This window comes from Fibrella aestuarina BUZ 2 (genome assembly GCF_000331105.1).
Classification (GTDB): Bacteria; Bacteroidota; Bacteroidia; order Cytophagales; family Spirosomataceae; genus Fibrella; species Fibrella aestuarina.
The window spans coordinates 5,418,717-5,441,186 of sequence record NC_020054.1 but is presented as its reverse complement, the minus strand read 5'-3'; the positions used below and the strand labels follow the sequence as shown (position 1 = coordinate 5,441,186).

Below are 22,470 nucleotides of genomic sequence, written 5' to 3'. Positions count from 1 at the left end.
TAGTTAACCAGCGGCCCGCTTTCAAGGCTTAGGAATAGACAGGGAAAGAAACGACGCAATGAACAGGCACTGAGCAATGGGGTACTATATGGGCATACGTTCTGTCGATACGTATTTCTTTAGGTTGCCCAGCGCCCCAAAAATGAGGTTATAGACCGATTGGATGTTGATTTCCATGAGCTTCGAAATCTCATCGTTGCCCATATTCTGGTAAAATTTGAGGTAGATCGCCTCGCGCTGCCGACGGGGCAGGCGGTCGAGGGCGCGGCTCAGGCAGTCATTCATGAACGAGTCTTCTTCCTGATGAATGAGCGTCATCTCGTGCGAGCGATCGCTGTCGGTAAACCCTTCGCCGGGGCGCAGGTCGTCGGGATTGCAGAACTTCTGCTCGGCGGTGATGTGCCGAACCAGCTTCCGTTTGATCGACGCCATCAGGTAGAAGCGCACAGAGGTGGTGGGGCCGATGTTTTGCCGATGCCGCCACAGCTCGACAAATAAATCATGGATGCAATCTTTGATCAGGGCGCGGTCTTGCGAAAAGTGACTGCAATAGTGAAACAAGACGCTGACGTATTCCTGATAAAGTTGAGCAAAAGCCGGTTGGTTGCCAGACCGGAATTCGTCCCACAATTTGATTTCGTCGATTCCAGGCGTGTTGCGCTGACGAGCCATGGTAGCTTGCGTGTTGGTTTTGGAGAGAGGTCTCTGGTAAACTTACTACAAGATTTTATGAATTATACCGGCAAAATGCAAAAAAACAGTGAATCGTTAAAAAACAGCATGATTATGGTAAGATCGTATAGGATATGTGCCTGAAGGCTAACTCAGTGGGCGCATTCAATTTTCACGAACTGAAACGAGCGCCCGTCAAATAACCCTTTGTCACTCAGCTTGAGCGCAGGTATAACCAGAAGTGCCATAAAGCTCAGCGTCATGAAGGGAGCGGCCAGGGTGCTGCCAAGTTCCTCTTTCACAAACTGATCCAACTCCGTATACTGCGCTGCAACCACGTACCCGTCTTCGTCGGTCATCAGCCCCGCTACCGGCAGGGGCAAGAGCTTGCGGATATAAAGCGGATGGCTATCCTGCTGAATAACGCCCACTGCCGACAGTCCGCCCCGCGCCCGGATAACGGCATTCACCGCCTGACACAGACTCTCGTCGTCGCAACCGACGGCGGTGATATTGTGCGAATCATGCCCCACCGACGACGCAATGGCACCGTGTTTCAGGCCAAAGTTTTTGATAAAGCCAACCGATACCGGCGCATCGGCGTAGCGATTGACCACCGCAATCTTCAGCAGGTCGCGGTCGGGGTCGGCTACCCAGGCCCCCTGCTGAATAGTGCCCTCTAGCTGCAACTCGTTGGTGATGAGCTGCCCGTCGATGGCTTCGATAACCCGCAGCAGACCATAGGGCCGATGGGCCTGTAGCCAGAAATCGGCGGGGTCCTTCTCCGAGCAGTTGAACTGATTGACGTGTTCGCTGCGCAGGTCGGGTAGGAGTGACCGACCTTCTTTGGCCACCGGTTCGCCGTTGATCACCGTTTCGAGCAGTTCAAACGAATTCAGGTCGCGCACCACGATATAATCGGCCGGGTCGCCTTCGCGCAGCAGCCCCACGGGCAGGCGATAGTGTAGCACGGGGTTGATGCAGGCCGCCCGCAGCACATTCCAGCGGTTGTAACCCGCCCCGATCGCCCGCGCCACCAGTTGATTGATGTGCCCCTGCGCCAGCGTATCGGGGTGCTTGTCGTCGGAGCAGAACATCACCAGTTGCGGAAACTCATCGACCAGCGGAATCAGGGCGTCGAAGTTGCGGGCCGCGCTCCCTTCCCGAATCAGGATGTTCATGCCACGGCGGGCCTTATCCAGCCCTTCGTCATACGACATGCACTCGTGGTCGGTTTCGATGCCGGCGTCGATGTAGCGTTGGGCGTCGTTGCCGCGCAGGCCGGGCGCATGCCCATCGACTGGCTTGCTGAACGCTTTGGCATACGCAATCTTCATCAGCACGTCGGGGTCGTCGTTGAGCACGCCGGGGAAATTCATCATCTCGGCGAGGTAACCGATGTCGCGCAGGCCCAGCAGGTAGCGTACATCCTTGACCGTGATGGTAGCGCCCGCCGTTTCGAAGGGCGTAGCCGGCACGCAGGAAGGCGCCCCGAAGCAGAACTTAAACGGGGTACGTTTGCCGTCGGCCAGCATATACTCCACCCCCGGAACCCCCAGCACGTTGCCAATCTCGTGCGGGTCTGATACCGTGGCTACGGTGCCATGAACCACCGCCAGCCGGGCAAACTGCGCGGGCGTCAGCAGGGAACTCTCGACGTGCACGTGCGCATCAATGAAACCGGGCAGCACGTAGGGTTCGCCGGGGCGCTCGGCACCCAGGCGATCGATCTGGGCGATGCGCCCGTGGTCGAAACGGATGGTTCCATAGATGATCGATTTGTCGAAAAGGTTCAGGATGTTGGCAGTTAGCATAAAGCGAATGACGAGAAGGCTGAATTAGGCGTGGTGCGGAAAAGGCTGTTCAATCATCAAATCTTTACAATGCCCCGTAGAATCGCAAGCCCGATGGCAAAGTTTTCGCCAGCATAGCCTATGAACCCAACGGGTATAATTAAGTAGTAATCGGCTTCTAAAAACGCCTAAAAGGGCCTTTTTTTACTGCATGACTACGAGCATACTAAAAATACACCCGGCCGATAATGTCATCGTTGCGCTGAACGATTTGCCGGCTCAGGCGTCGGTCACGCTCGGTACAGAAACGTACCTGCTGCCCAACGGAGTAGCGGCCAAGCATAAATTCGTGACGGAAGATCGCCAGCCGGGCGACCCCGTCACCATGTATGGCGTTACGGTGGGGCGCGCCACGCAGCCCATCCGGCGTGGTGAGGTAATCACCACCTTCAACCTCAAACACCAGTCCGACGCCTATGGTATCGGTAACCGTCACCCTTATACGTACCTGGCCCCCGACGTGTCGCGCTGGCAGAGCCGCACGTTCATGGGCTATCACCGGGCCGATGGCCGTGTCGGTACGCGCAACTACTGGCTGGTGATTCCGCTGGTATTCTGCGAAAACCGCAACGTACTGACCCTGAAAGAGGCCTTCGAGCGTGAATTGGGCTATGCCCAGCCCGAGCAGTACCGCGATCAGGTACGTGAACTACTGCACCTGTATCAGCACGGGCAGATGGATGTCATCAAGAAGATGCAGCCCTTTGTGGCGCGCGAACAAATGGCTACCGTAGCCGACGACAAACCGAAGCGCCCGTTTGCCAACGTAGACGGCATCAAATTTCTCACCCACGAGATGGGCTGCGGAGGCACCCGGCAAGATTCGGCGGCGCTCTGTTCGCTGCTGGCGGGCTACATTAACAACCCCAACGTAGCGGGTGCTACGGTGCTCAGCCTTGGTTGCCAGCACCTGCAGGCCGATATGCTGGAGAAGGAGGTAAAGCGGCAAAACCCGCACGGTAAAAAGACCATTCTGGTGTATGAGCAGCAGGCGGGAACCGAATACGAGCTGCTGACGCAGGCCATCAAGGACACGTTTCTGGAACTGGTTGAGATCAACAAGATCGAGCGGCAACCGGCTCCCCTGAGCCAATTGTGCGTAGGGCTGAAATGTGGCGGCTCCGACGGTTTTTCGGGTTTATCGGCCAACCCGGCGATCGGGCATTTGTCCGACGTGATCGGGGCGTTGGGTGGCCGCACCGTGCTGGCCGAATTCCCGGAGTTGTGTGGCGCCGAACAGAACATGATCGACCGGATTACCGACGACGCCAAAGCCGAGAAATTCATCAACCTGATGGAAACCTACGCCGCGCAGGCCGAAGCCGCCGGATCGGGTTTTGACATGAATCCGTCGCCGGGTAATATCAAAGACGGTCTTATTACCGACGCCATCAAATCGGCGGGAGCCGCCAAAAAAGGCGGGCTGGCTTTTGTGGCGGATGTCCTCGATTATGCCGAGCCGATCCGCAAACCGGGTCTGAACCTGCTCTGCACACCCGGCAACGACGTGGAGGCTACCACGGGCATGGCTGGTTCGGGCGCTAACCTGATTCTGTTCACCACGGGCCTTGGCACACCCACCGGCAACCCCGTTTGTCCCGTTGTGAAGATCTCGACCAACACGGTACTGCAACGCCGTATGCCCGACGTGATCGACTTCGACAGCGGCCCGATTATCGACGGCACCCAAACCGTTGAACAAAACGGCGAAGCCCTGCTCGACTGGCTCATCGGGCTGGCCTCAGGAACGTACCTGACCAAAGCCGAACAACTCGGGCAAGATGATTTCATTCCCTGGAAACGGGGGGTTTCACTATAAAATGAATAATGTACAATGGACGATGTATAATGATTACTGATGCCTCAATTAATCATTGTACATCGTCCATTGTGCATTATTCATTGATATGACCTTATGTTCTCTCTACAAAACAAGATAGCCCTCATCACGGGTGGCGCCAGCGGCATTGGGCTGGCGATTACGGAAGCATTTGCGCAGGCGGGAGCAACGGTTCATATTTTGGAACTGAACCGGGCCGCCGCGCAAACGGCGGCTGATGCCGTTGTGGCGGCGGGTGGACAGGCCTTTGCGCACGAAGTCAACGTGGCCGACCAACTGGCGGTTCGGGGCGTCGTCGAGCAGATCGCAGCCCAAAACCGGATCGACATACTGGTCAATAACGCGGGGATCGCCCACATCGGCAATGCCGAGACGACCATCGAAACCGATTTCGATCGGGTAATTTCGGTCAACGTAAAGGGCGTTTACAATTGCCTCAATGCCGTACTGCCGCACATGCGGGCGGCGGGGGGCGGCGTCATCCTCAACATGGCGTCCATTGCCGCCACGCTGGGCCTCAACGACCGTTTTGCCTATTCGATGAGCAAAGGGGCTACCGTCAGCATGACCCTGTCGGTGGCGAAAGATTACCTCGCGCACAACATCCGCTGCAATTGCATCAGCCCGGCGCGGGTGCATACACCGTTTGTCGATGGGTTTATAGCCAAAAATTACCCCGGTCAGGAAGCCGAGATGGTTGACAAACTGGCTAAAGCGCAACCCATTGGTCGGATGGGAACACCGCAGGAAGTGGCTGCGCTGGCCCTTTTCCTGTGTTCCGACGAAGCTGGTTTTATCACTGGCTGCGATTACCCCATCGATGGCGGCACCATTCGGCTAAACACGTAGGGGTTAGTCGGCCGACGTATCCGTTTAAAGCACAAGCGCCCAACCTTTTGGCTGGGCGCTTGTGCTTTAAACGGATACGTCGCGTTGATGGTCGTTGAGGCACGGTGCCTCAACGACCATCAACAGCTACCTTACTCTTTGATCACCTTCACCGTCTGGCTCTGGCGGTCGGTGCTGACGCGGAACAGCAGTATACCCGCTGACTGCTGACTAACGTCCCAATCAACCAGCTGTTCGGCGGACGCCTGTTCCCACTGTTGCTGAGCGACCGGACGACCGAGCTGGTTGATCAGTTCGACCTGTAGCCGCTGACCAGCCGCGCCCGTCACAATGGCCCGGAGCCGGCCCCCAACCAATGGGTTCGGGGTCAGACGCACTTGCAACGGCGTCTCGGGTTCAGCCGAGGCGGCCTCCCGACTATTTGAACAGATCGTTACGTTCACGGCAAACGGCCCGAAAGTCTGCACTGTACCGTCGGCGTAGGTCACCTGACAGGTGTAGGTGGCGCTGGTTTGAATACTGATCAACGTGAGGCTCGACGTGCCGGTACCCCGTTGCACGCCCGATACGTCGGTCAGGCGAATGCTTACGTTGCCGTTGAGGCGATACCACTGGTACCGAACCCCCGTTGGCAGCACATTCAGGACCACCGAACTGCTCCGGCACAAGGTCTGGCTGGCTGGTGGCAGCGGCGAGAGTACGGTCAGGCTGAACGGCGTGGCTGGGCTGGCGCATCCCTGCGGGCTGATTTGTACCGCCGAGAAGCTATAAACACCCGGCGTGCTGATATCGGCATTCGGCGGATTCAGTAGCCCATTAGGGCCGTAAAAAACCAGCATGTTCCCTCCGGTAGCGGTTGCGTAAGGCGTCAGCGGCAGCGGTGTCGGGTTGGCAATCACGGTCAGGCTGGCACCCGTCAGGCTGGGAGCCGACGGCTGGGCGTTCACCGTAACCGAGACGCTGTTTGTTGCCGAGCAACTGTTCGCACCCGTCACCGTCACCGAATACGTACCGGTTTGGGCGACAACGGCGGTGTTCGATGAACCAGTCTGGCTCAGGCCCGGTCCGGCGAAGCGGTATTGCGTACCTCCACCCGCGGTCAGCGTGATGGTATTCGGCGCGCACACAACCGGGCTGCTGGCTGTCAGGGTAGCCGTTGGGGCCGTGGTGTTACTGCTGACCGTGGTTGAGGTGGTGCTGAAACAGCCCGTGGCCGTGTTGGTGACCGTCACCGAGTACGTACCCGAGGCATTCACTACGGCCTGATTACCCGATTGTGAAACGATCCCCGGCCCGGCGAAGGCGTAACTGTTGCCGCCCTGCGCCGTGAGCGTCACCGACGTTACCGCACAAGTGAGCGTACCGCTGACCGCCAAGCTCGGCGTTGGCAGCGTGGTGTTCTGGCTGATGGTAATCGAGGTGGTGCTGAAGCAACCCGTCGCTGTATTGGTGACCGTTACCGAGTACGTACCTGACGCGTTGACCACCGCCCGATTGCCCGACTGCGAAACTACACCGGGTCCGGCGAAGGCATAACTGTTGCCGCCCTGGGCTGTCAACGTCACCGATGTCACGGCGCAGGTGAGCGTCGTAGACGGGCTGGCCGCAATCGAGGGCGTGGGGGCTGTCGCGTTCTGGCTGATGGTAATCGAGGTAGTACTAAAGCAGCCTGTCGTCGTATTGGTGACCGTCACCGAATACGTACCTGAGGCGTTCACAATCGCCTGATTACCCGACTGGGAAACCACACCCGGCCCGGCGAAAGCGTAGCTATTGCCACCCTGGGCCGTCAACGTTAGCGAGGTCACGGCGCAGGTGAGCGTCGTAGACGGGCTGGCTGTCAAAGTCGGCGTTGGCGCTGTCGTCGTCTGGCTGATGTTGATCGAGGTGGTGCTGAAGCAGCCCGTGGCCGTGTTGGTGACCGTCACCGAATACGTACCTGAGGCGTTGACCACGGCCTGGTTGCCCGATTGAGATACGATCCCCGGCCCGGCGAACACATAACTGCTACCGCCCTGGGCCGTCAACGTCAGCGAGGTTGTCGCGCAGGTCAGCGTGGTTGATGGACTGGCCGCAATCGAGGGTGTGGGAGCTGTTGTGTTTTGGCTGATATTGATCGAGGTGGTGCTGAAACAGCCCGTGGTCGTATTGGTCACCGTGACTGAATACGTACCTGAGGCGTTGACCACGGCCTGGTTACCCGACTGCGAGACCACACCCGGCCCGGCAAAGGCGTAGCTGTTGCCGCCCTGCGCCGTGAGCGTCAGGCTGGTCTGGGCGCAGGTGAGCGTGGTCGATGGGCTGGCCGCGAGGGTTGCCGTCGGAACGCCCGTGCTGCTGGTGATGGTGGTTGTGGCCTGCGCCGTACAACCATTCGTTCCCCGAACCGTAACGGTGTAGGTACCGGGTGCGCTGACCGTCGCCACGTTGCTTGTTCCTACCTGCGCGGCCCCGCTGCTAAACGTATACGTGTAGCTGCCAACCGGGCTGGCGGTTAAGGTCAGTACAGGCTCCGTACAGGTCAGCACCGTAGATGGGTTGCCCTGGCTATTGGTGGACACCAGACTCACGTTAGCCGGTGGCGTTCTGTCTACCGATACGCTGAGAGAGACCGGAGCGCTGTTACACCCGTTGCTGCTGATCAGCGTTACCGAATACAATCCCGTCTGCGTGGCGGCAATCGTCGCGCTGGGCCCTATGGTGAGGAACCCTGGCCCCGTAAAGCGGTACGTGGTTGCCTGTGGGCCGGCGGTGTTGAACGCCGTGAGCGTTACACTGGAAACGGCGCAGGTCAGCACGCCACCGTTGGTAGCTGTCAAGCTGCCTGAGGGCGTGGCTATGTCCTGACCAATCACAATCGAGGTGGTGCTGGAACAACCCGTTGCGTTGTTGGTAACCGTCACCGAGTATGTACCGGCAACGTTCAGAACGATCTGATTGAGCGTTTGCGACACAATACCCGGCCCGGTGAACGTGTACGTATTGGCGTTCAGATTGTTGGTTACCGTGGCCGTCAGCGTAATCGCCGTGACCGAACAGGTAAGCGTATTGCCTGGACTCGCAACAAAAACTGGGGTAATCGTCGTGGTATTGCTGCTGACCGTGGTCGAGGTGGTGCTGAAACAGCCCGTGGCCGTGTTGGTGACCGTGACTGAATACGTACCAGAGGCGTTCACAATCGCCTGGTTACCTGACTGCGAAACCACACCGGGTCCGGCGAAGGCGTAACTGTTGCCGCCCTGGGCTGTGAGCGTCACCGACGTTACCGCGCAAGTGAGTGTACCGCTGACCGCCAAGCTCGGCGTCGGCAGCGTGGTGTTCTGGCTGATGGTAATCGAGGTGGTGCTAAAGCAGCCCGTAGCCGTGTTGGTGACCGTTACCGAATACGTACCTGAAGCATTCACTACGGCCTGGTTACCTGACTGTGAAACCACACCCGGTCCGGCGAAGGCATAGCTGGTACCACCCTGGGCCGTCAGCGTCAGGCTGGTCTGGGCGCAGGTCAGTGTGGTTGAAGGGCTGGCCGCGATTGATGGCGTGGGGGCTGTCGCGTTCTGGCTGATGGTAATCGAGGTGGTACTAAAGCAGCCTGTGGCGGTGTTAGTAACCGTGACTGAATACGTACCTGACGCGTTGACTACCGCCTGATTACCCGACTGGGAAACCACACCCGGCCCGGCGAAAGCGTAGCTATTGCCACCCTGGGCCGTCAACGTCAGCGAGGTCACGGCGCAGGTGAGCGTCGTAGACGGGCTGGCTGAGAGGCTCGCCGTGGGCAGTGCCGCCTGGCTGATGGTAATCGCCGTCGTGCTGAAGCAACCCGTCGCTGTGTTGGTGACTGTCACCGAATACGTACCTGAAGCATTCACTACGGCCTGATTACCTGACTGCGAAACCACACCCGGCCCGGCAAAGGCGTAACTGTTGCCGCCCTGCGCCGTGAGCGTCAGGCTGGTCTGCGCGCAGGTCAGTGTCGTGGATGGGCTGGCTGCGATCGAAGGCGTGGGGGCCGTGGTGTTGCTGCTCACCGTAACGTTGGTGGTGCTTGTGCAACCCGCAGCACTGGCTACGGTAACCGAATACGTACCCGAGGCGTTGACGACGGCCGTCCCGGCGGCGGCATTCTGGCTCACCACGCCCGGTCCGGCAAAGGTGTAGCTCGTGCCGCCCGTGGCCGTCAGCGTCAGGCTGGTGACCGCGCACGTCAACGTACCTGACCCGCTCGCCGAAAGCGATGGCGTTGGCAGTGGGTTGATGGTAACCGTGCCGCTGGCCGTCGTGGTGCAGGTGCCGATCGTACAGGTAGCCGTATAGATGCCCCCGATCGTTGTGGTAAATGTACTGCCCGTAATACCACCTGGCCAGTTGATAGTGCCGCCTGGACAACCACTGGCGGTCAGCGTGACCGGGTTGCCCGTACAGGCCGATCCGCTGGTGGCCGTAAAGCTGGGTATGGTGAAATTCTGGTTGATGGTGACGCTGCTGCTTACCGCCGTACAACCGTTCGTGCCGGTAGCCGTGACCGAGTAGACCCCAGCGGCGCTTACCGTAAAGGGATTGCTGGTTGAACCACCCGTCCAGCGGTACGACGTACCCGTGCCTGAGGCCGTCAGTTGCAGGGTGGGTTGGGCGCAGGTGAGTGTGCCACTGGTTGGGCTGATGCTTACCGTGGGCGCTGTGGTATTACTGGTGATGGTAGCGGTAGCCGTGCTGCTACACCCGTCCGTACCCGTTACGACGACCGAATACGTACCTGGCGCGTTCACAATGGCTGTACCTCCCGTTGCATCCTGGCTGACGATACCGCTACCGCCCCCAACGCGGGTGAATGTGTAGTTGGTACCACCAGACGCGGCCGTGAGGGTGAGCGTGGTCTGTGAGCAAGTGAGCACGCTCGAGGGGCTGGGCGTTAATGTCGTAGCCTGAACAGCACAGGATGGATAGACGGCCACGCCGACCAGCGCAAATGAGCTAGACAGACTAGTGATCAACGTGGCGACTTTGGTCGTACGGTTCACCTTGAACAGCTTGGGGGCCGTGCCTCGTATATCCGCTACGATAACCTGATTGTTGGGTTCATCGATCGACAAGGCGGCAGGCAGGTTGGCAAAGTTGGTGGCCACTAGCTCATCGCCTGTCCCGTTGGGATTGACCCGCCGAAGCTCATCGGTGGCCGTGCCGGCTACACCGTCAGAAATTGAATAATACAGTTTGGTATTTGTGGCGTCGTAAGCAATGCCTGTTACCACGCTGGTTGAGGTAAACAGCGTGGTCGATGTGCCATTCGTTAAGTTGACCGTAACCACTTTTGGGGCGGTGGCGCGGCTATCGATAGCAAACAGGCGATCGTTGGGTACGTCGATGGCCAACTGGCCAGGTACGTTAACGAAGCCCGTTGCCACCAACTGATCGCCCGTACCATCAAAATGGACCCGCCGCAACTCATCCGTGCTGCTGGTGGCTACTCCGTCGTTGAGGGTATAATAAACATATTGATTTGTCGGATCAACGGCAATCCCCGTGCAGGTGCTACCCGGACTGGCTGTACTGGCAATTGTCGAAACAGTCCCCGTGCCTAGGTTTATTTTGTAAACTTTTGCCAGGTTACTGGCGCGCGCTTCCGTAACGAAAGCCGTGTTACTGGCCCGGTCGATCGCAATGTAATTGGGGATATCAGCGAAGTTGGTAGCGATCTGCGTATCGCCCGTGCCATCCTGATTGATTCGTTTCAGGACGTCGTTACGGGCGCTGGCAACCCCATCCGATTGCACATAATAGATCTGGCCGTTGGCCACGGTCGAGAGCAGCAACGTCAGTCCAAACAGGACCGCTAGTCGGCATCTATTAAGAATAGCTTTAAGATCGAATACGTTGATAAAGCGATCTGAAGTATAGAAATGGGCCATAGATACTAAGGAAAAGTTGAGTGTTGCAAGCGGACGAAACGCGCTCTGCCTTTCGTCTATACCAACTGCCCTGCCGTTACCGATGGGGTAGGCAGGGCAGGGCGTTCGTCGTGGCTTAGTTGCGGGGAGGGAAAATGCCTTCCAGCGCAATGCAGTAGTTCATCACCAGATAAGGCTGCATATTCTGGTGCGGTTGGGTGCCGCCCGCTATGCCAATGGCTTGTAGATTGGCTATCGAGTTGGGCGTCGTTCCATAGACGTTTATTGCCTGCTCATTGAGGTCTGTGGCGACAGCCAAAAAAGCTTCCGACGGATTGTTCTGCGTACCGATCGTCGCCGATACGGTCATCGGGTGGTTGTGCGCGGGCATCTGGCTCTGCAATAGCGTTACGGTCTCTGTTCCCGACACTTCACCAATCGTGTGCGGGGTCAGGCCCGGCCCCTGTCCTTGTCCGATGGGCACCCGACCCCGTAGATCGGGTAGCGCGAAGGTTGTCTGGCCGTTTCCGCCGTAGGTGGTGCCAAGCAGTGCAAACAGCGCCGAGTTTTGGGCGATGGATAAAATCTGACCACCGCAGTAGGCCCAGCCGCGCGGTTCGAAATTGAAGCCGAAAAGGCCAACCATGCCAATAAATGGTTCCATGTGTTGTACGTTTTGTAAAAGGTTTTGATGGTAGAAATGGTACAAAACCGACCCGCAGAACAGAGCTATTGACGTTGCAGAAAGAAACGTACCCACGCGGCAGACCACACCGAATCGGACAGATTCATTCGCAAATCGGACAGCCATTGCCTGAGGGGCGGTTACTCGACTTGGGTATTGAAAAAGTCCACAATCCTACCCCGTAATTACCATATGAAAATTGATAGTTATTGGATGGTGGGTAATTCGTTCGACATTTATTAAGCGGTATGATAAATATGGTTACTTATGTATTTGTAAGGTGGATGCGGAGGTAAGTATCTGATAGCCAGTGATATTTTTGGATATTGCTTGGAAGGTGCGGTTGTTTACTGAGCGGTAAACGGGCCGTTACTTACGTTTTGGTACGAAACATGATGAATGAGTTGTAATCGATGACTCAATAGCCCGTCTCGATCCCACCGTCATCATGTCTTCTCGATTAATTTCACCAGCGGCTTTTCGCCTGCTCCTGACCTGGCTATTGTCGCAGGCCATACCTGCGTCAGCCCAACAAGGTCCCCCCGGTTTCTCCATTACTCAGGTCAGCGCGCGCATACCCGGCCGAAGCGTCGACATGGATTTCGATCCGCAGAACCGAATGTACACCTGTGAGAAAAACGGGCGCGTGTGGGTCAGCATGAACGGGGCGGTGGCGACCAACCCCCTAATCGATATTCGTGAGGAAGTCGCCACCGAGTCGGATCTGGGGTTGCTGTGTCTCACGCTTGATCCCAATTTTTCGCAGAATGGGCACCTCTACCTTGGGTACGTGGTGGATCGGTACCACCTGCTCTACGCGGGCACACCGGGGTACGACCCCAACCAGTCGGCGAGCGGGGCCACCATTGTCCGCATCACGCGCTATACCGTCACGCCCGCCAGCCTAACGGCCACCAATGCCAACAACGTGGTTGTGCAGGCCAATAGCCGTAGGGTTCTGGTTGGCGAATCGGCCCAAACGGGTATTCCGGTACTCGACGGGTCGCACTCGGGTGTCGCTCTGGTCTTTGGGGCTGATGGCACCCTGCTCGTTACAACGGGGGATGGGGCTGGCCTGAGCGGGGCCGATAAAGGGGGCGCCGGGAACCCTGGGTATGGGTCCGCCTATTGGCAACAGGGCCTGCAAAGTGGCATCATCACGTTCAAAGAAAACATCGGCTCCTACCGCAGCCAGTACCTCGATTCGCACAATGGCAAGGTGTTACGGATTGACCCGGCCACGGGCGACGGGGTGCCCTCCAACCCGTATTACGAGGTGGCTCACCCCCGGTCGGCGCGGTCGCGGGTGTTCGCGCGGGGCCTGCGCAATCCGTTTCGGGCTTCACTGCGGCCCAACACGGGCAGTACCAACCCGGCCGATGCCAACCCCGGTTCGCTCTACATCGCCGATGTGGGCTGGAGCCGGTTCGAAGAACTGCACATTCTGAAACATGGCGGGCAGAACTTTGGCTGGCCTTATTTCGAAGGGCTGAGCTTTACGGATGGCCGCTCGGAGTTCTACACCATTCCTCCCAACCAGATTGTAAACCCCAACGATTCCACGCAGAACATCTATTACAACTGGCTACCCGACCCGGCTGATTCGCTGGGGAACTTCTCGAAAGCCGACCTGATGTATGGGCGTACTGGCGGCGAAACGTTTTTTCTGGAACACGGCCATGCCGAAGCCGTACCCGATCTACACTTGCCTTACCAGAACGTCACATCGGGCGGACGTTGCATCATCGGTGGCGGCTGGACCCGCACGGGCGGCACCCTGCCCGAAGCCTACCAGAACAAGTATTTCTTTGGCGACTACAACCGCAACTGGATTGCCTACGCCGAATTTGACACCGACGACCACCCCATGGCCGTCGAACCGTTTGGGTATGGGTTCGATGGGCTGGTCTCCTTGATGGTCAACCCCAACGACAACAACTTGTATTCGTTTTTCCTGTTTCTGCTCGATCCGTTTAAGATTGAATTCACGGGGAATCAGACGCCTAAGGCCGTTATTGCCGCTACCCCAACCTATGGCAGTAGCCCGTTGTCGGTGACCTTTTCGGCAACAGAGTCCAGCGATCTGGAAAGTACCGCTCTGACCTACGCCTGGAATTTTGGCGATGGCTCATCCGTGGTCACGCAGGCCCAGCCGGTGCATGTCTATACGGCTACCGGATCGCGCAGCTACACCGCCACGCTGACGGTGACCGATGGGGGCGGCGCTACGGGACAGGCCACGCAGCTTATTTCGGTCAATAATACACCGCCCGCCGTTGTATCGACGAGCCTCGATGGCCTGTCGGTCGTCAGCGCCACGTCGCCCACGCTCGTAGCGCTGTCGGCTGTAGTAACCGATGCTGAGTCGGCGACAACCGACCTGACGTACCAGTGGAAACTGTTGAGCATGCACAACGACCACGCCCACGAAGGGGGGACGTTCACGACGGCATCACCCACGGTGACCCTCACGCCGCTTGGCAATTGCAGCTCGCTGGAAACGTACTGGTACCGGGTTGTGCTGACGGTGACCGACCCCAGTGGGCTGGCGGTCACCGTCAACAAAGACATCTACCCGGATTGTGCCGGCAGCCAGCAGACGATCGAATTTCCTGCGCCCCGCAAACGCGCGAAAACCAGCGCCCCGTTTCGGCCTTTGGTCTGGAGTACGTCGGGGTTGCCCGTCTCGCTGTACGTGCTGAGTGGCCCGGCTTTTATGGAGGGCAGCGCGATCCGGCTCATGGGCACCGCGGGCCGGGTACGGTTGCGGGTGGCGCAGCACGGGAGCGACCTGTACCGGCCCGCCTTTACGGTGGAGCGGGAGTTTGACGTGGTTGGTTCGTTAGCGCCTAGCGCTGATCTCTCGCTTCAACTGGTGTTTGATCAACGCGCCATCAAGGCCAACGAGCCTGTGCCGGCCCAATTGACTATAGCCAACGACGGGCCCGACGACGCGACGAATGTAACTATCAGCAGTTGGCTACCTGCCGGGCTGGCTTTTGTAAGTAGTCCGTCCCTGACTCCGCAGGCAAGCGGGGTGTTGTCAGGGACAGTCGCGGCTGTGCTGGCAGGCACCTCCGAGACGCTCCCTCTGACGGTGCTGCCAACGGCACCCGGAACCTACCGGCTGGCGGCGCAGGTGAGCAGCTCCGACGCGTTCGATGAAGACAGTCAGCCTGGTTCGGGCACAGGTGATGGCGAAGATGATATGACCATCGCCGAACTCCGCACCACCGACGCCGGTGGGAGTGTGTCGGAATCGCCCAACCCCAACCAAACGCTGTTGCCGCCCGTCTTTCCCAACCAGCCGAGGCCTGTGGCTAACCGGGTCGACCTGAGCCTTAAACTGGCCTTGTCGACCCGCGCCGTCGCCGTTGGGCAGCCAGTTGAGTTGTCGGTCGTCGTGACCAACGCGGGTAGCCTGTCGGCCGCGCAGGTCGTTGTGCGCGACACGCTGTGGGGCGCAAGCCTGGCCGCCTCATCCGTGTTTACAGCAATCGCATCGACTGCCCAATACACGGTTATTCAGGCCACGATCGGCAGTCTGGCGATTGATGGATCGGCCGTGCTGACGGCTACCATCACGCCCAATGCAGCGGGTTGGTTTCGCAATGCGGTGCAGGTATGGTCGGTGGGAAGCCCCGGCCCAAACAGCCCGCCCGATGCCGACAGCGTACCGGGAAATGGGGTTAGCAACGGTGAAGACGACGCTGCCTGGGTCGACTGGCGGGTAAACTAACTTCGCTGTGGGCGAACGGAATAGCGCCTTTGCCAGACCTGATCCAACGTGTTTTTAACCATAAGGTTGGTAAAGAGTAGCCTTCCAGTCCTTTCTTAAAGGAATCTGGCGTGCGCCCTGCTTGCGTCACGCATACTTCGTAAAGCAACCTCATGAAGCTATTTCGTTTTGGCCCCGATGGCCACGAACATCCCGCCGTTGAATTGCCCGATGGGCGCCGCCTGAATGTGACGCACTTTGGTGGCGATTATGATGAGACGTTCTTTGCCACTGATGGCCCCGCCCGGCTGGCCCACTGGCTGGAAAGCCACGCCGATCAGTGCCCCAACGTACCCGACGAGGTGCGCTACGGGCCGTGCGTAAAACGCCCCTCGAAGATTGTCTGCGTTGGGCTGAACTACGCCAAGCACGCGGCCGAAACGGGCGCCACGCCACCCACAGAACCCATTCTGTTCTTCAAATCGACCACGTCGCTTTGCGGACCCAACGACGACGTAGTGATTCCGAAGCATTCGGTCAAGACCGATTGGGAGGTTGAACTGGCCGTTGTCATTGGCAAGCGGGCGAGTTATGTTGAACTCGACGATGCGCTGGACTACGTTGCCGGTTACGCCGTTATCAACGACTACAGCGAACGGGCCTTTCAACTGGAACGCGGTGGGCAATGGGACAAAGGCAAAGGCTGCGACACTTTTGCGCCGCTGGGGCCCTATCTAGTGACGAAAGACGACGTACCCAACCCCAATAGCCTGAACCTCTGGCTCAGCCTGAACAACGAGCGGTTGCAGGATTCCAACACCGACGACATGATTTTCGACGTACCCACGCTAGTGAGCTACATCAGTCAGTTTATGACGCTGCTCCCCGGCGACGTTATCTCGACGGGAACACCCTCCGGCGTTGGGCTCGGCCTGAAACCCCCACGGTATCTGGTGCCCGGCGACGTGGTTACGCTTGGTATCGAAGGCCTGGGTCATCAACAGCAAACAGCAGTGGCCTATAACTAATGGATGATGTACAATGGATAATGGACAATAGACAATGCAAACTGCGCTCCGTCGGGACACCTAGTCACTGTTCATCCTACATTATCCATCGTACGTTATTCATTATCCATCATACAGTATTCATTTGATGATCGACGCACACCAACATTTCTGGCTCTACAATCCTGAGCGCGACAGCTGGATTACCGACGAAATGGCGACCATCCGCCGCGATTTTCTGCCGGCCGATCTGGAGCCCGTACTCCGGGCCAATGGCATCGACGGCTGCGTAGCCGTGCAGGCCAGCCAATCCGACGACGAAACGCTCTTTCTGCTCGGGCTGGCGCAGGCCTACGAGATCGTTCGGGGCGTGGTAGGCTGGGTCGATTTGCTGGCCGACAATCTCTACGACAAACTGGAAAGCTATTCGCAGTTTGAAGAGATCAAGGGATTCCGGCACGTAGCCCAGGCCGAGCCCGACGATTTTTTGATGCGGCCCGAGGTAATCAAAGGCATCAAACAACTGGCGGCGTTCGACTTTACCTACGACATCCTGATCTACCCGACGCAGCTGAAAGCGGCGCTGCACTTGGTGCGGGCCGCACCCGACGTGACGTTCGTGATCGACCATCTGGCCAAACCCTACATCAAAACCAAGGAGATAAACCGCTGGTCGAACTGGATGGCCGAAATCGCTAAACAACCCAACGTGTCGTGCAAAGTGTCGGGCATGGTCACCGAGGCCGACTGGCACAACTGGAGTAAGGCCGATTTTTTCCCCTATCTCGACGTGGTGTTCGACCATTTCGGACCCGACCGGCTGCTGTTTGGCTCCGATTGGCCTGTGTGCCTCACCGCCGCCGACTACACCCAGGTGAAAACCATCGTCGAAGACTATGTGCAGCCCTGGGGCGACGAGGTCCGGGCAAAGGTATTTGGCCAGAATGCCACGGCGTTTTATAGATTATAACTCACTGACGGAACACGGATAACAGCATTCCGGGAATCGGCTAACAGGCTGTCATCCGCGTTCCATTCTCCCTATAACCATGAATCTGAACCTACAGGATAAAGTCATCATTGTAACGGGCGGTGCCAAAGGCATTGGCGAAGGCATCAGCCGGGTTTTGGCCGCCGAAGGGGCCGTTGTCGTCATCGTGGGCCGGGCCGAAGCCGACAACCAGGCAGCCGTGGCGCAGATCGAAGAAGCGGGCGGCCGGGCCGTGGGCATCGTGGCCGAACTGACGCAACCCGACGACTGCCGCCGGGCCGTGGCCGACACCCTGGCGCAGTTTGGGCGCATCGACGGGCTGGTCAATAATGCTGGCGTCAATGACGGAGTAAGTCTGGAAAATGGTGATTACGAGTCGTTTATCGCGTCGTTGCACAAGAATCTGGTGCATTATTACCTGATGGCCCACCACGCTCTGCCCGCCTTGAAAGCCAGCAAAGGCAGCATCGTAAACATCGGCTCGAAGGTGGCCGAAACGGGGCAGGGTAACACCTCAGCCTACGCAGCGGCCAACGGCGGGCGTAATGCCCTGACCCGCGAATGGGCCGTCGAACTGCTGCCCTACAGCATCCGGGTCAACTGCCTGGTGGTGGCCGAGTCGTGGACGCCGCTGTATGCCAAATGGATCAAAACGCTGCCAAACCCAGACGAAACGCTGGCGAAGATTACGGCCAAAATCCCGCTCGAACACCGCATGACCACCACCGAAGAAATTGCCAACATGGTGGCGTTTCTGCTTTCTGACCGCTCGAGCCACACTACCGGTCAGCTCATTCACGTCGATGGGGGCTATACCCACCTGGACCGCGCTATTTCTTAAGTGATGAACGATAGCTGATGAGCGGTACCGACAGATCGGCATGCCACTCCACGCATCGTTCATCAGCTATCGCTCATCGCCTTTCAACTCCGTCTCCCTATGACCTCCCCAACTCCTGCCTCAGCAACGGCGGCACCGGCCCAGCGCTACACAATGGCGTTTGCGCTTGTAACCAGCCTGTTTTTCCTGTGGGCGTTTGTGCACAATCTGGAGCCCATCCTGATTCCGCACCTCAAAAAAGCCTGTCAGCTCACCGATCTGCAATCGGCCATGATCGATTCGTCGGTGTATCTGGCCTATTTCCTGATGGCCATTCCGGCGGGGATGGTCATGAAACGGTTTGGCTACAAACAGGGAATTCTGGTAGGCCTCAGCCTGTATGCGCTAGGTGCCCTGCTGTTCTGGCCGGCCGCCAGTACCCGCCTGTATGCCCTGTTTCTGGGCGCGCTGTTCATTATCGCGTCGGGCTGCGCGTTTCTGGAAACGGCGGCTAACCCCTACGTCACGTTGCTCGGCCCCCCGGAGTCGGCCACTACCCGGCTTAACCTTAGCCAGTCATTCAATGGGCTGGGTGCCTTCCTGGCTCCGTTACTGGGTGGCAAGCTGATTCTGAGCGGTATCGAGCACTCGCCCGACGAACTAGCCGCCATGTCGCCTGCTGCGCTGGATGCCTACCTGCAATTCGAGGCCAATTCGGTCAAGATGCCGTATCTCGTTATCGCGATCGTGGTGCTGCTGGTGCTGGCACTGGTTGCCCTCACCAAACTGCCCGACGTGCGCTCGGCGGTCGGGGAGCGGGTGTCGTCGCTACGGACAGCCCTGCAACATCCGCAACTGACAGGGGGCATTATCGCCCAGTTTTTCTACGTCGGCGCGCAGGTCTGCGTGACCAGTTTCTTTATTCGGTTTGCCAAATTCACCAGCAACGTACCTGAGCGGCAGGCAGCGGAGTGGCTCAGCTACGCGCTGCTGGGTTTCCTGATTGGCCGGTTCGTGGGTACGTTCCTGACGCGCTACGTACCCGCCGGTCGACTGCTGGCCATCTATTCGCTTATCAGTTTACTACTGCTGGCGGTAGCCGTCACGGCTAAATCCGACCTGGCTGTCTGGGCCGTTTTTGCCGTGCCCTTCTTCGAGTCGATCATGTTCCCGACCATCTTCGCGCTGGGCATCAATCGCCTTACCGACGACCGCGAACTGGGCGCCTCACTGCTGGTGATGGCTATTGCCGGTGGTGCTTTCTTCCCCCTGCTGATGGGCTGGATCTCCGACCAAAGCAACATTCAGGTCGCCTATTCCGTGCCGATGCTCTGCTTCCTCGTCGTCGCCTGGTACGGCTGGCGAGGGCACAAAACGAGTGTAGAAGGATAATTGAGCGTTTGGCGTTTCCAGTCTTCAGCTTAGAGCTGGCTGACGCAAGCTTTACTCTGGCGCAAGCCAACTCCAAACTGAAGACAGAAAACGCCAAACTAGACACTCGTAAACTCTAAACTGAAAACACCAAACTCGCCCTCCCCATGCGCCACTGTCTTGCTCTTGACCTGAAAAACGACCCGGATCTGATTGCCGAATACGAACGCTATCACGAAGCCGTCTGGCCCGATATCCTGCAAAGCCTGCGCGACGCGGGTATCGTTGATATGGAGATTTACCGCGTCGAAAACCGGTTGTTTCTGATTATCGAAGGCGACGAAACCTTTTCGCTCGAACGGAAAGGACAGATGGATGCCGCCAACCCACGTGTGCAGGAGTGGGAAAAGCTCATGTGGGGCTATCAGGACGCCCTGCCTACCGCCGCCCCTGGCCAGAAGTGGGTGCCTGCCAAACTGGTGTTCAAGCTCTAAGGGCCGCCATTGCATAACTGCCGCCGTTAGGAGCCTGTAGGAACCTAGTTTGGCCCACGATGCCTACCTTCGTGATAGTTAGTCCCAACCTTATGAACGTCGGTCTTTTCATTCCCTGCTACGTCGATCAGTTTTATCCACAAGTGGGTATTGCCTCGTTGCAGCTGCTTCAGAAACTGGGCGTGTCGGTAACGTACCCGGCCCAGCAAACCTGCTGTGGACAGCCAATGGCCAATGCGGGCTGCGAGCGCGACTCGGTGGGGGTTTACGACCATTTCGTGAACACCTTCGCCGACTTCGACTACGTCGTGGCCCCGTCGGCTAGTTGTGTTTATCACGTCCGCAAGCATTTCGACATTATCGACCAGACCCCCGCGGTTCAGCACGTGCGCGAACGCACCTACGACCTCGTGCAGTTTATTACCGAGGTGCTGAAGGTCGAGCAGATCGAGGCTCATTTTCCGCACCGGGTCGGGCTGCACCTGAGTTGCCACGGTCAGCGCGGCCTCCGCATGGCTACCGATTCGGAACTAACGCCTGTTCGGGATGGGCAGATGCGCCGCCTGCTGACCGGCGTGGATGGCCTCGAACTGGTGGACCTCGACCGCTACGACGAATGTTGTGGCTTTGGTGGCCTCTTCTGTGTATCGGAAGCGGCGGTGTCGGCCCGGATGGGGCAGGACCGCGTGGCCGACCACGTCCGCAACGGGGCCGAGGTCATCACGGGTGGCGATGTCTCGTGCCTGATGCACCTAGAAGGTATCGTGCGGCGGAAAAACCTACCCATTCGCGTGCTACACATCGCCGAGATTCTGAACGGGTAACCACTAGAAACCTATAAGGTCTCGGAGACCTTATAGGTTTGGCAAAACCCAAAACGTCAAACGTACGTACCCATGAGCCACCCAAAAGCCGCCGAGAAGTTCACCGCCGACGTTGATCGCACCACCTGGCACGACGGAGCGCTGTGGTTTGTACGGCAGAAACGCGACCGCGCCACCTACGCCATTCCGGAGTGGGAGCAACTGCGCGATATGGCCTCGCAGATCAAGATGCACACCCTGAGCCGGCTCGATACGTACCTGGAGCAGTTTGAGCAGCAGGCGCAGGCCAACGGCATTGTGGTGCACTGGGCCGCCGATGCCGCCGAGCACAACCAGATCGTGCTTGATATCCTGCACCGGCACAAGGCCACGCGCATCGTAAAAAGCAAGTCGATGTTGACCGAAGAGTGCCACCTCAACCCGTTTCTGGAGCAAAACGGCATCGACGTGGTCGACACGGATCTGGGTGAGCGCATCATTCAGTTTGAACACGTACCGCCCAGCCACATTGTGATGCCCGCCATCCACCTTAAAAAAGAGGATGTAGGCGACATCTTCCACCGCCACCTAGGTACGCCCGCCGGGGCTTCCGACCCGCAGTTTCTGGCCGAAACCGCCCGGCAACACCTGCGAGGTAAGTTTGTGGAGGCTCAAGTGGGCCTGTCGGGTGTCAATTTTGCCATTGCCGAAACGGGTGGTTTTGTGGTGTGTACCAACGAAGGCAACGCCGATCTGGGCGTCACGCTGGCTCCGGTGCACATCGCGAGCATGGGCATCGAAAAGATCATCCCCCGCCTCAGCGACCTTGGCGTATTTATCAGACTGCTGGCGCGCTCGGCCACGGGGCAACCCAGCACGGTCTACACCAGCCATTTTCACAAGCCCCGCCCTGGTCAGGAACTGCACCTAGTGCTGGTCGACAACGGCCGTACCACGCAACTGAGCCGCCCCGATTTCCGGGCGTCGCTGAAGTGCATCCGCTGCGGGGCCTGCATGAACACCTGCCCGGTCTACCGGCGCAGCGGTGGACACAGCTACGATTTCACCATTCCCGGCCCCATCGGCGCTATTCTGTCGCCTAATATCGACGTGCGCAAACACGCGTCGCTGCCCTTTGCCAGCACCCTCTGCGGCTCCTGCTCCGACGTGTGCCCTGTCAAAATCGACATTCACGTTCAGCTGTATAAATGGCGGCAGATCATCGGGCAGCAGGGGGCCATGCCCGCGGGCAAACGCCTCGGTATGCGTGGTCTGGCGCAGGTGCTGGCTCGGCCTAAGCTCTACGCCCGGCTGGGTAAAGTCGCCCGCCGGATGCTGTCGATTACGCCCCACGCCCTCACGCACAACGGCTCGCTCAACCCCTGGGCCATTGCCCGCGAGTTGCCCGCCCCGCCCAAGCAGAGCTTTCGGGAGTGGATGGAAACCCAGAAAACCAACTAGCCTGCCCCCAAAAGACGCCCA

The 22,470-nt window shown here is 58.4% G+C and carries 14 protein-coding genes; 10 read left to right on the top strand and 4 right to left on the bottom strand.

The features are described 5' to 3' along the window. Nucleotides 1-84: 84 nt before the first annotated feature. The gene (locus FAES_RS22515; protein ID WP_015333491.1) at nt 85-672 is read right to left on the bottom strand and encodes an RNA polymerase sigma factor; all 588 of its coding nucleotides are present in this window, start codon (nt 670-672) and stop codon (nt 85-87) included. Nucleotides 673-824: 152 nt separating this feature from the next. After that, nucleotides 825-2,486 (bottom strand): adenine deaminase, encoded by a 1,662-nt coding sequence (gene ade, locus FAES_RS22510; RefSeq protein WP_015333490.1) that lies wholly within the window; start codon nt 2,484-2,486, stop codon nt 825-827. A 190-nt stretch (nt 2,487-2,676) separates the two neighbouring features. Here ade and FAES_RS22505 point away from each other — a divergent pair, with 190 nt between their 5' ends. Together FAES_RS22505 and FAES_RS22500 are read left to right on the top strand one after the other, a co-directional pair. Next, nucleotides 2,677-4,344 (top strand): UxaA family hydrolase, encoded by a 1,668-nt coding sequence (locus tag FAES_RS22505; RefSeq protein WP_015333489.1) that lies wholly within the window; start codon nt 2,677-2,679, stop codon nt 4,342-4,344. 96 nt (nt 4,345-4,440) lie between these two features. Continuing rightward, nucleotides 4,441-5,214 carry an SDR family NAD(P)-dependent oxidoreductase gene (locus tag FAES_RS22500; protein WP_015333488.1) on the top strand — a complete coding sequence of 258 codons (774 nt, stop codon included), beginning with the start codon at nt 4,441-4,443 and terminating at the stop codon, nt 5,212-5,214. A 131-nt stretch (nt 5,215-5,345) separates the two neighbouring features. Here the strand turns inward: FAES_RS22500 and FAES_RS29280 are convergent, their stop codons facing one another. Together FAES_RS29280 and FAES_RS22490 are read right to left on the bottom strand one after the other, a co-directional pair. Continuing rightward, the gene (locus FAES_RS29280) at nt 5,346-11,120 is read right to left on the bottom strand and encodes a T9SS type A sorting domain-containing protein (RefSeq protein ID WP_015333487.1); all 5,775 of its coding nucleotides are present in this window, start codon (nt 11,118-11,120) and stop codon (nt 5,346-5,348) included. 115 nt (nt 11,121-11,235) lie between these two features. Next, the gene (locus tag FAES_RS22490; RefSeq protein ID WP_041258299.1) at nt 11,236-11,763 is read right to left on the bottom strand and encodes a phage tail protein; all 528 of its coding nucleotides are present in this window, start codon (nt 11,761-11,763) and stop codon (nt 11,236-11,238) included. Nucleotides 11,764-12,232: 469 nt separating this feature from the next. Here FAES_RS22490 and FAES_RS29275 point away from each other — a divergent pair, with 469 nt between their 5' ends. The 8 genes from FAES_RS29275 to FAES_RS22445 all read left to right on the top strand — a co-directional run bounded on the left by FAES_RS29275 (nt 12,233) and on the right by FAES_RS22445 (nt 22,449). Continuing rightward, on the top strand, nt 12,233-15,523 hold the full coding sequence (locus FAES_RS29275) for a PQQ-dependent sugar dehydrogenase (protein WP_015333485.1): 3,291 nt from the start codon (nt 12,233-12,235) through the stop codon (nt 15,521-15,523). A gap of 152 nt (nt 15,524-15,675) precedes the next feature. Beyond that, nucleotides 15,676-16,530: a fumarylacetoacetate hydrolase family protein gene (locus FAES_RS22475; protein ID WP_015333484.1), complete on the top strand. Its 855-nt coding sequence runs from the start codon at nt 15,676-15,678 to the stop codon at nt 16,528-16,530. A gap of 124 nt (nt 16,531-16,654) precedes the next feature. Continuing rightward, complete coding sequence (locus FAES_RS22470) at nt 16,655-17,479, top strand: amidohydrolase family protein (RefSeq protein WP_041258298.1); 825 nt, start codon at nt 16,655-16,657, stop codon at nt 17,477-17,479. 79 nt (nt 17,480-17,558) lie between these two features. Next, on the top strand, nt 17,559-18,341 hold the full coding sequence (locus FAES_RS22465; RefSeq protein WP_015333482.1) for an L-fucose dehydrogenase: 783 nt from the start codon (nt 17,559-17,561) through the stop codon (nt 18,339-18,341). A 99-nt stretch (nt 18,342-18,440) separates the two neighbouring features. Beyond that, on the top strand, nt 18,441-19,712 hold the full coding sequence (gene fucP / locus FAES_RS22460; RefSeq protein ID WP_015333481.1) for an L-fucose:H+ symporter permease: 1,272 nt from the start codon (nt 18,441-18,443) through the stop codon (nt 19,710-19,712). Nucleotides 19,713-19,858: 146 nt separating this feature from the next. Then, nucleotides 19,859-20,185: an L-rhamnose mutarotase gene (locus FAES_RS22455; RefSeq protein WP_015333480.1), complete on the top strand. Its 327-nt coding sequence runs from the start codon at nt 19,859-19,861 to the stop codon at nt 20,183-20,185. A gap of 92 nt (nt 20,186-20,277) precedes the next feature. Next, a complete protein-coding gene (locus FAES_RS22450; RefSeq protein ID WP_041258297.1) occupies nt 20,278-21,009 on the top strand; it encodes a (Fe-S)-binding protein in 732 nt (243 codons plus the stop codon). A gap of 72 nt (nt 21,010-21,081) precedes the next feature. Further along, nucleotides 21,082-22,449, top strand: coding sequence for a lactate utilization protein B (locus tag FAES_RS22445; protein ID WP_015333478.1), 1,368 nt, complete (start codon nt 21,082-21,084; stop codon nt 22,447-22,449). Nucleotides 22,450-22,470: the final 21 nt, after the last annotated feature.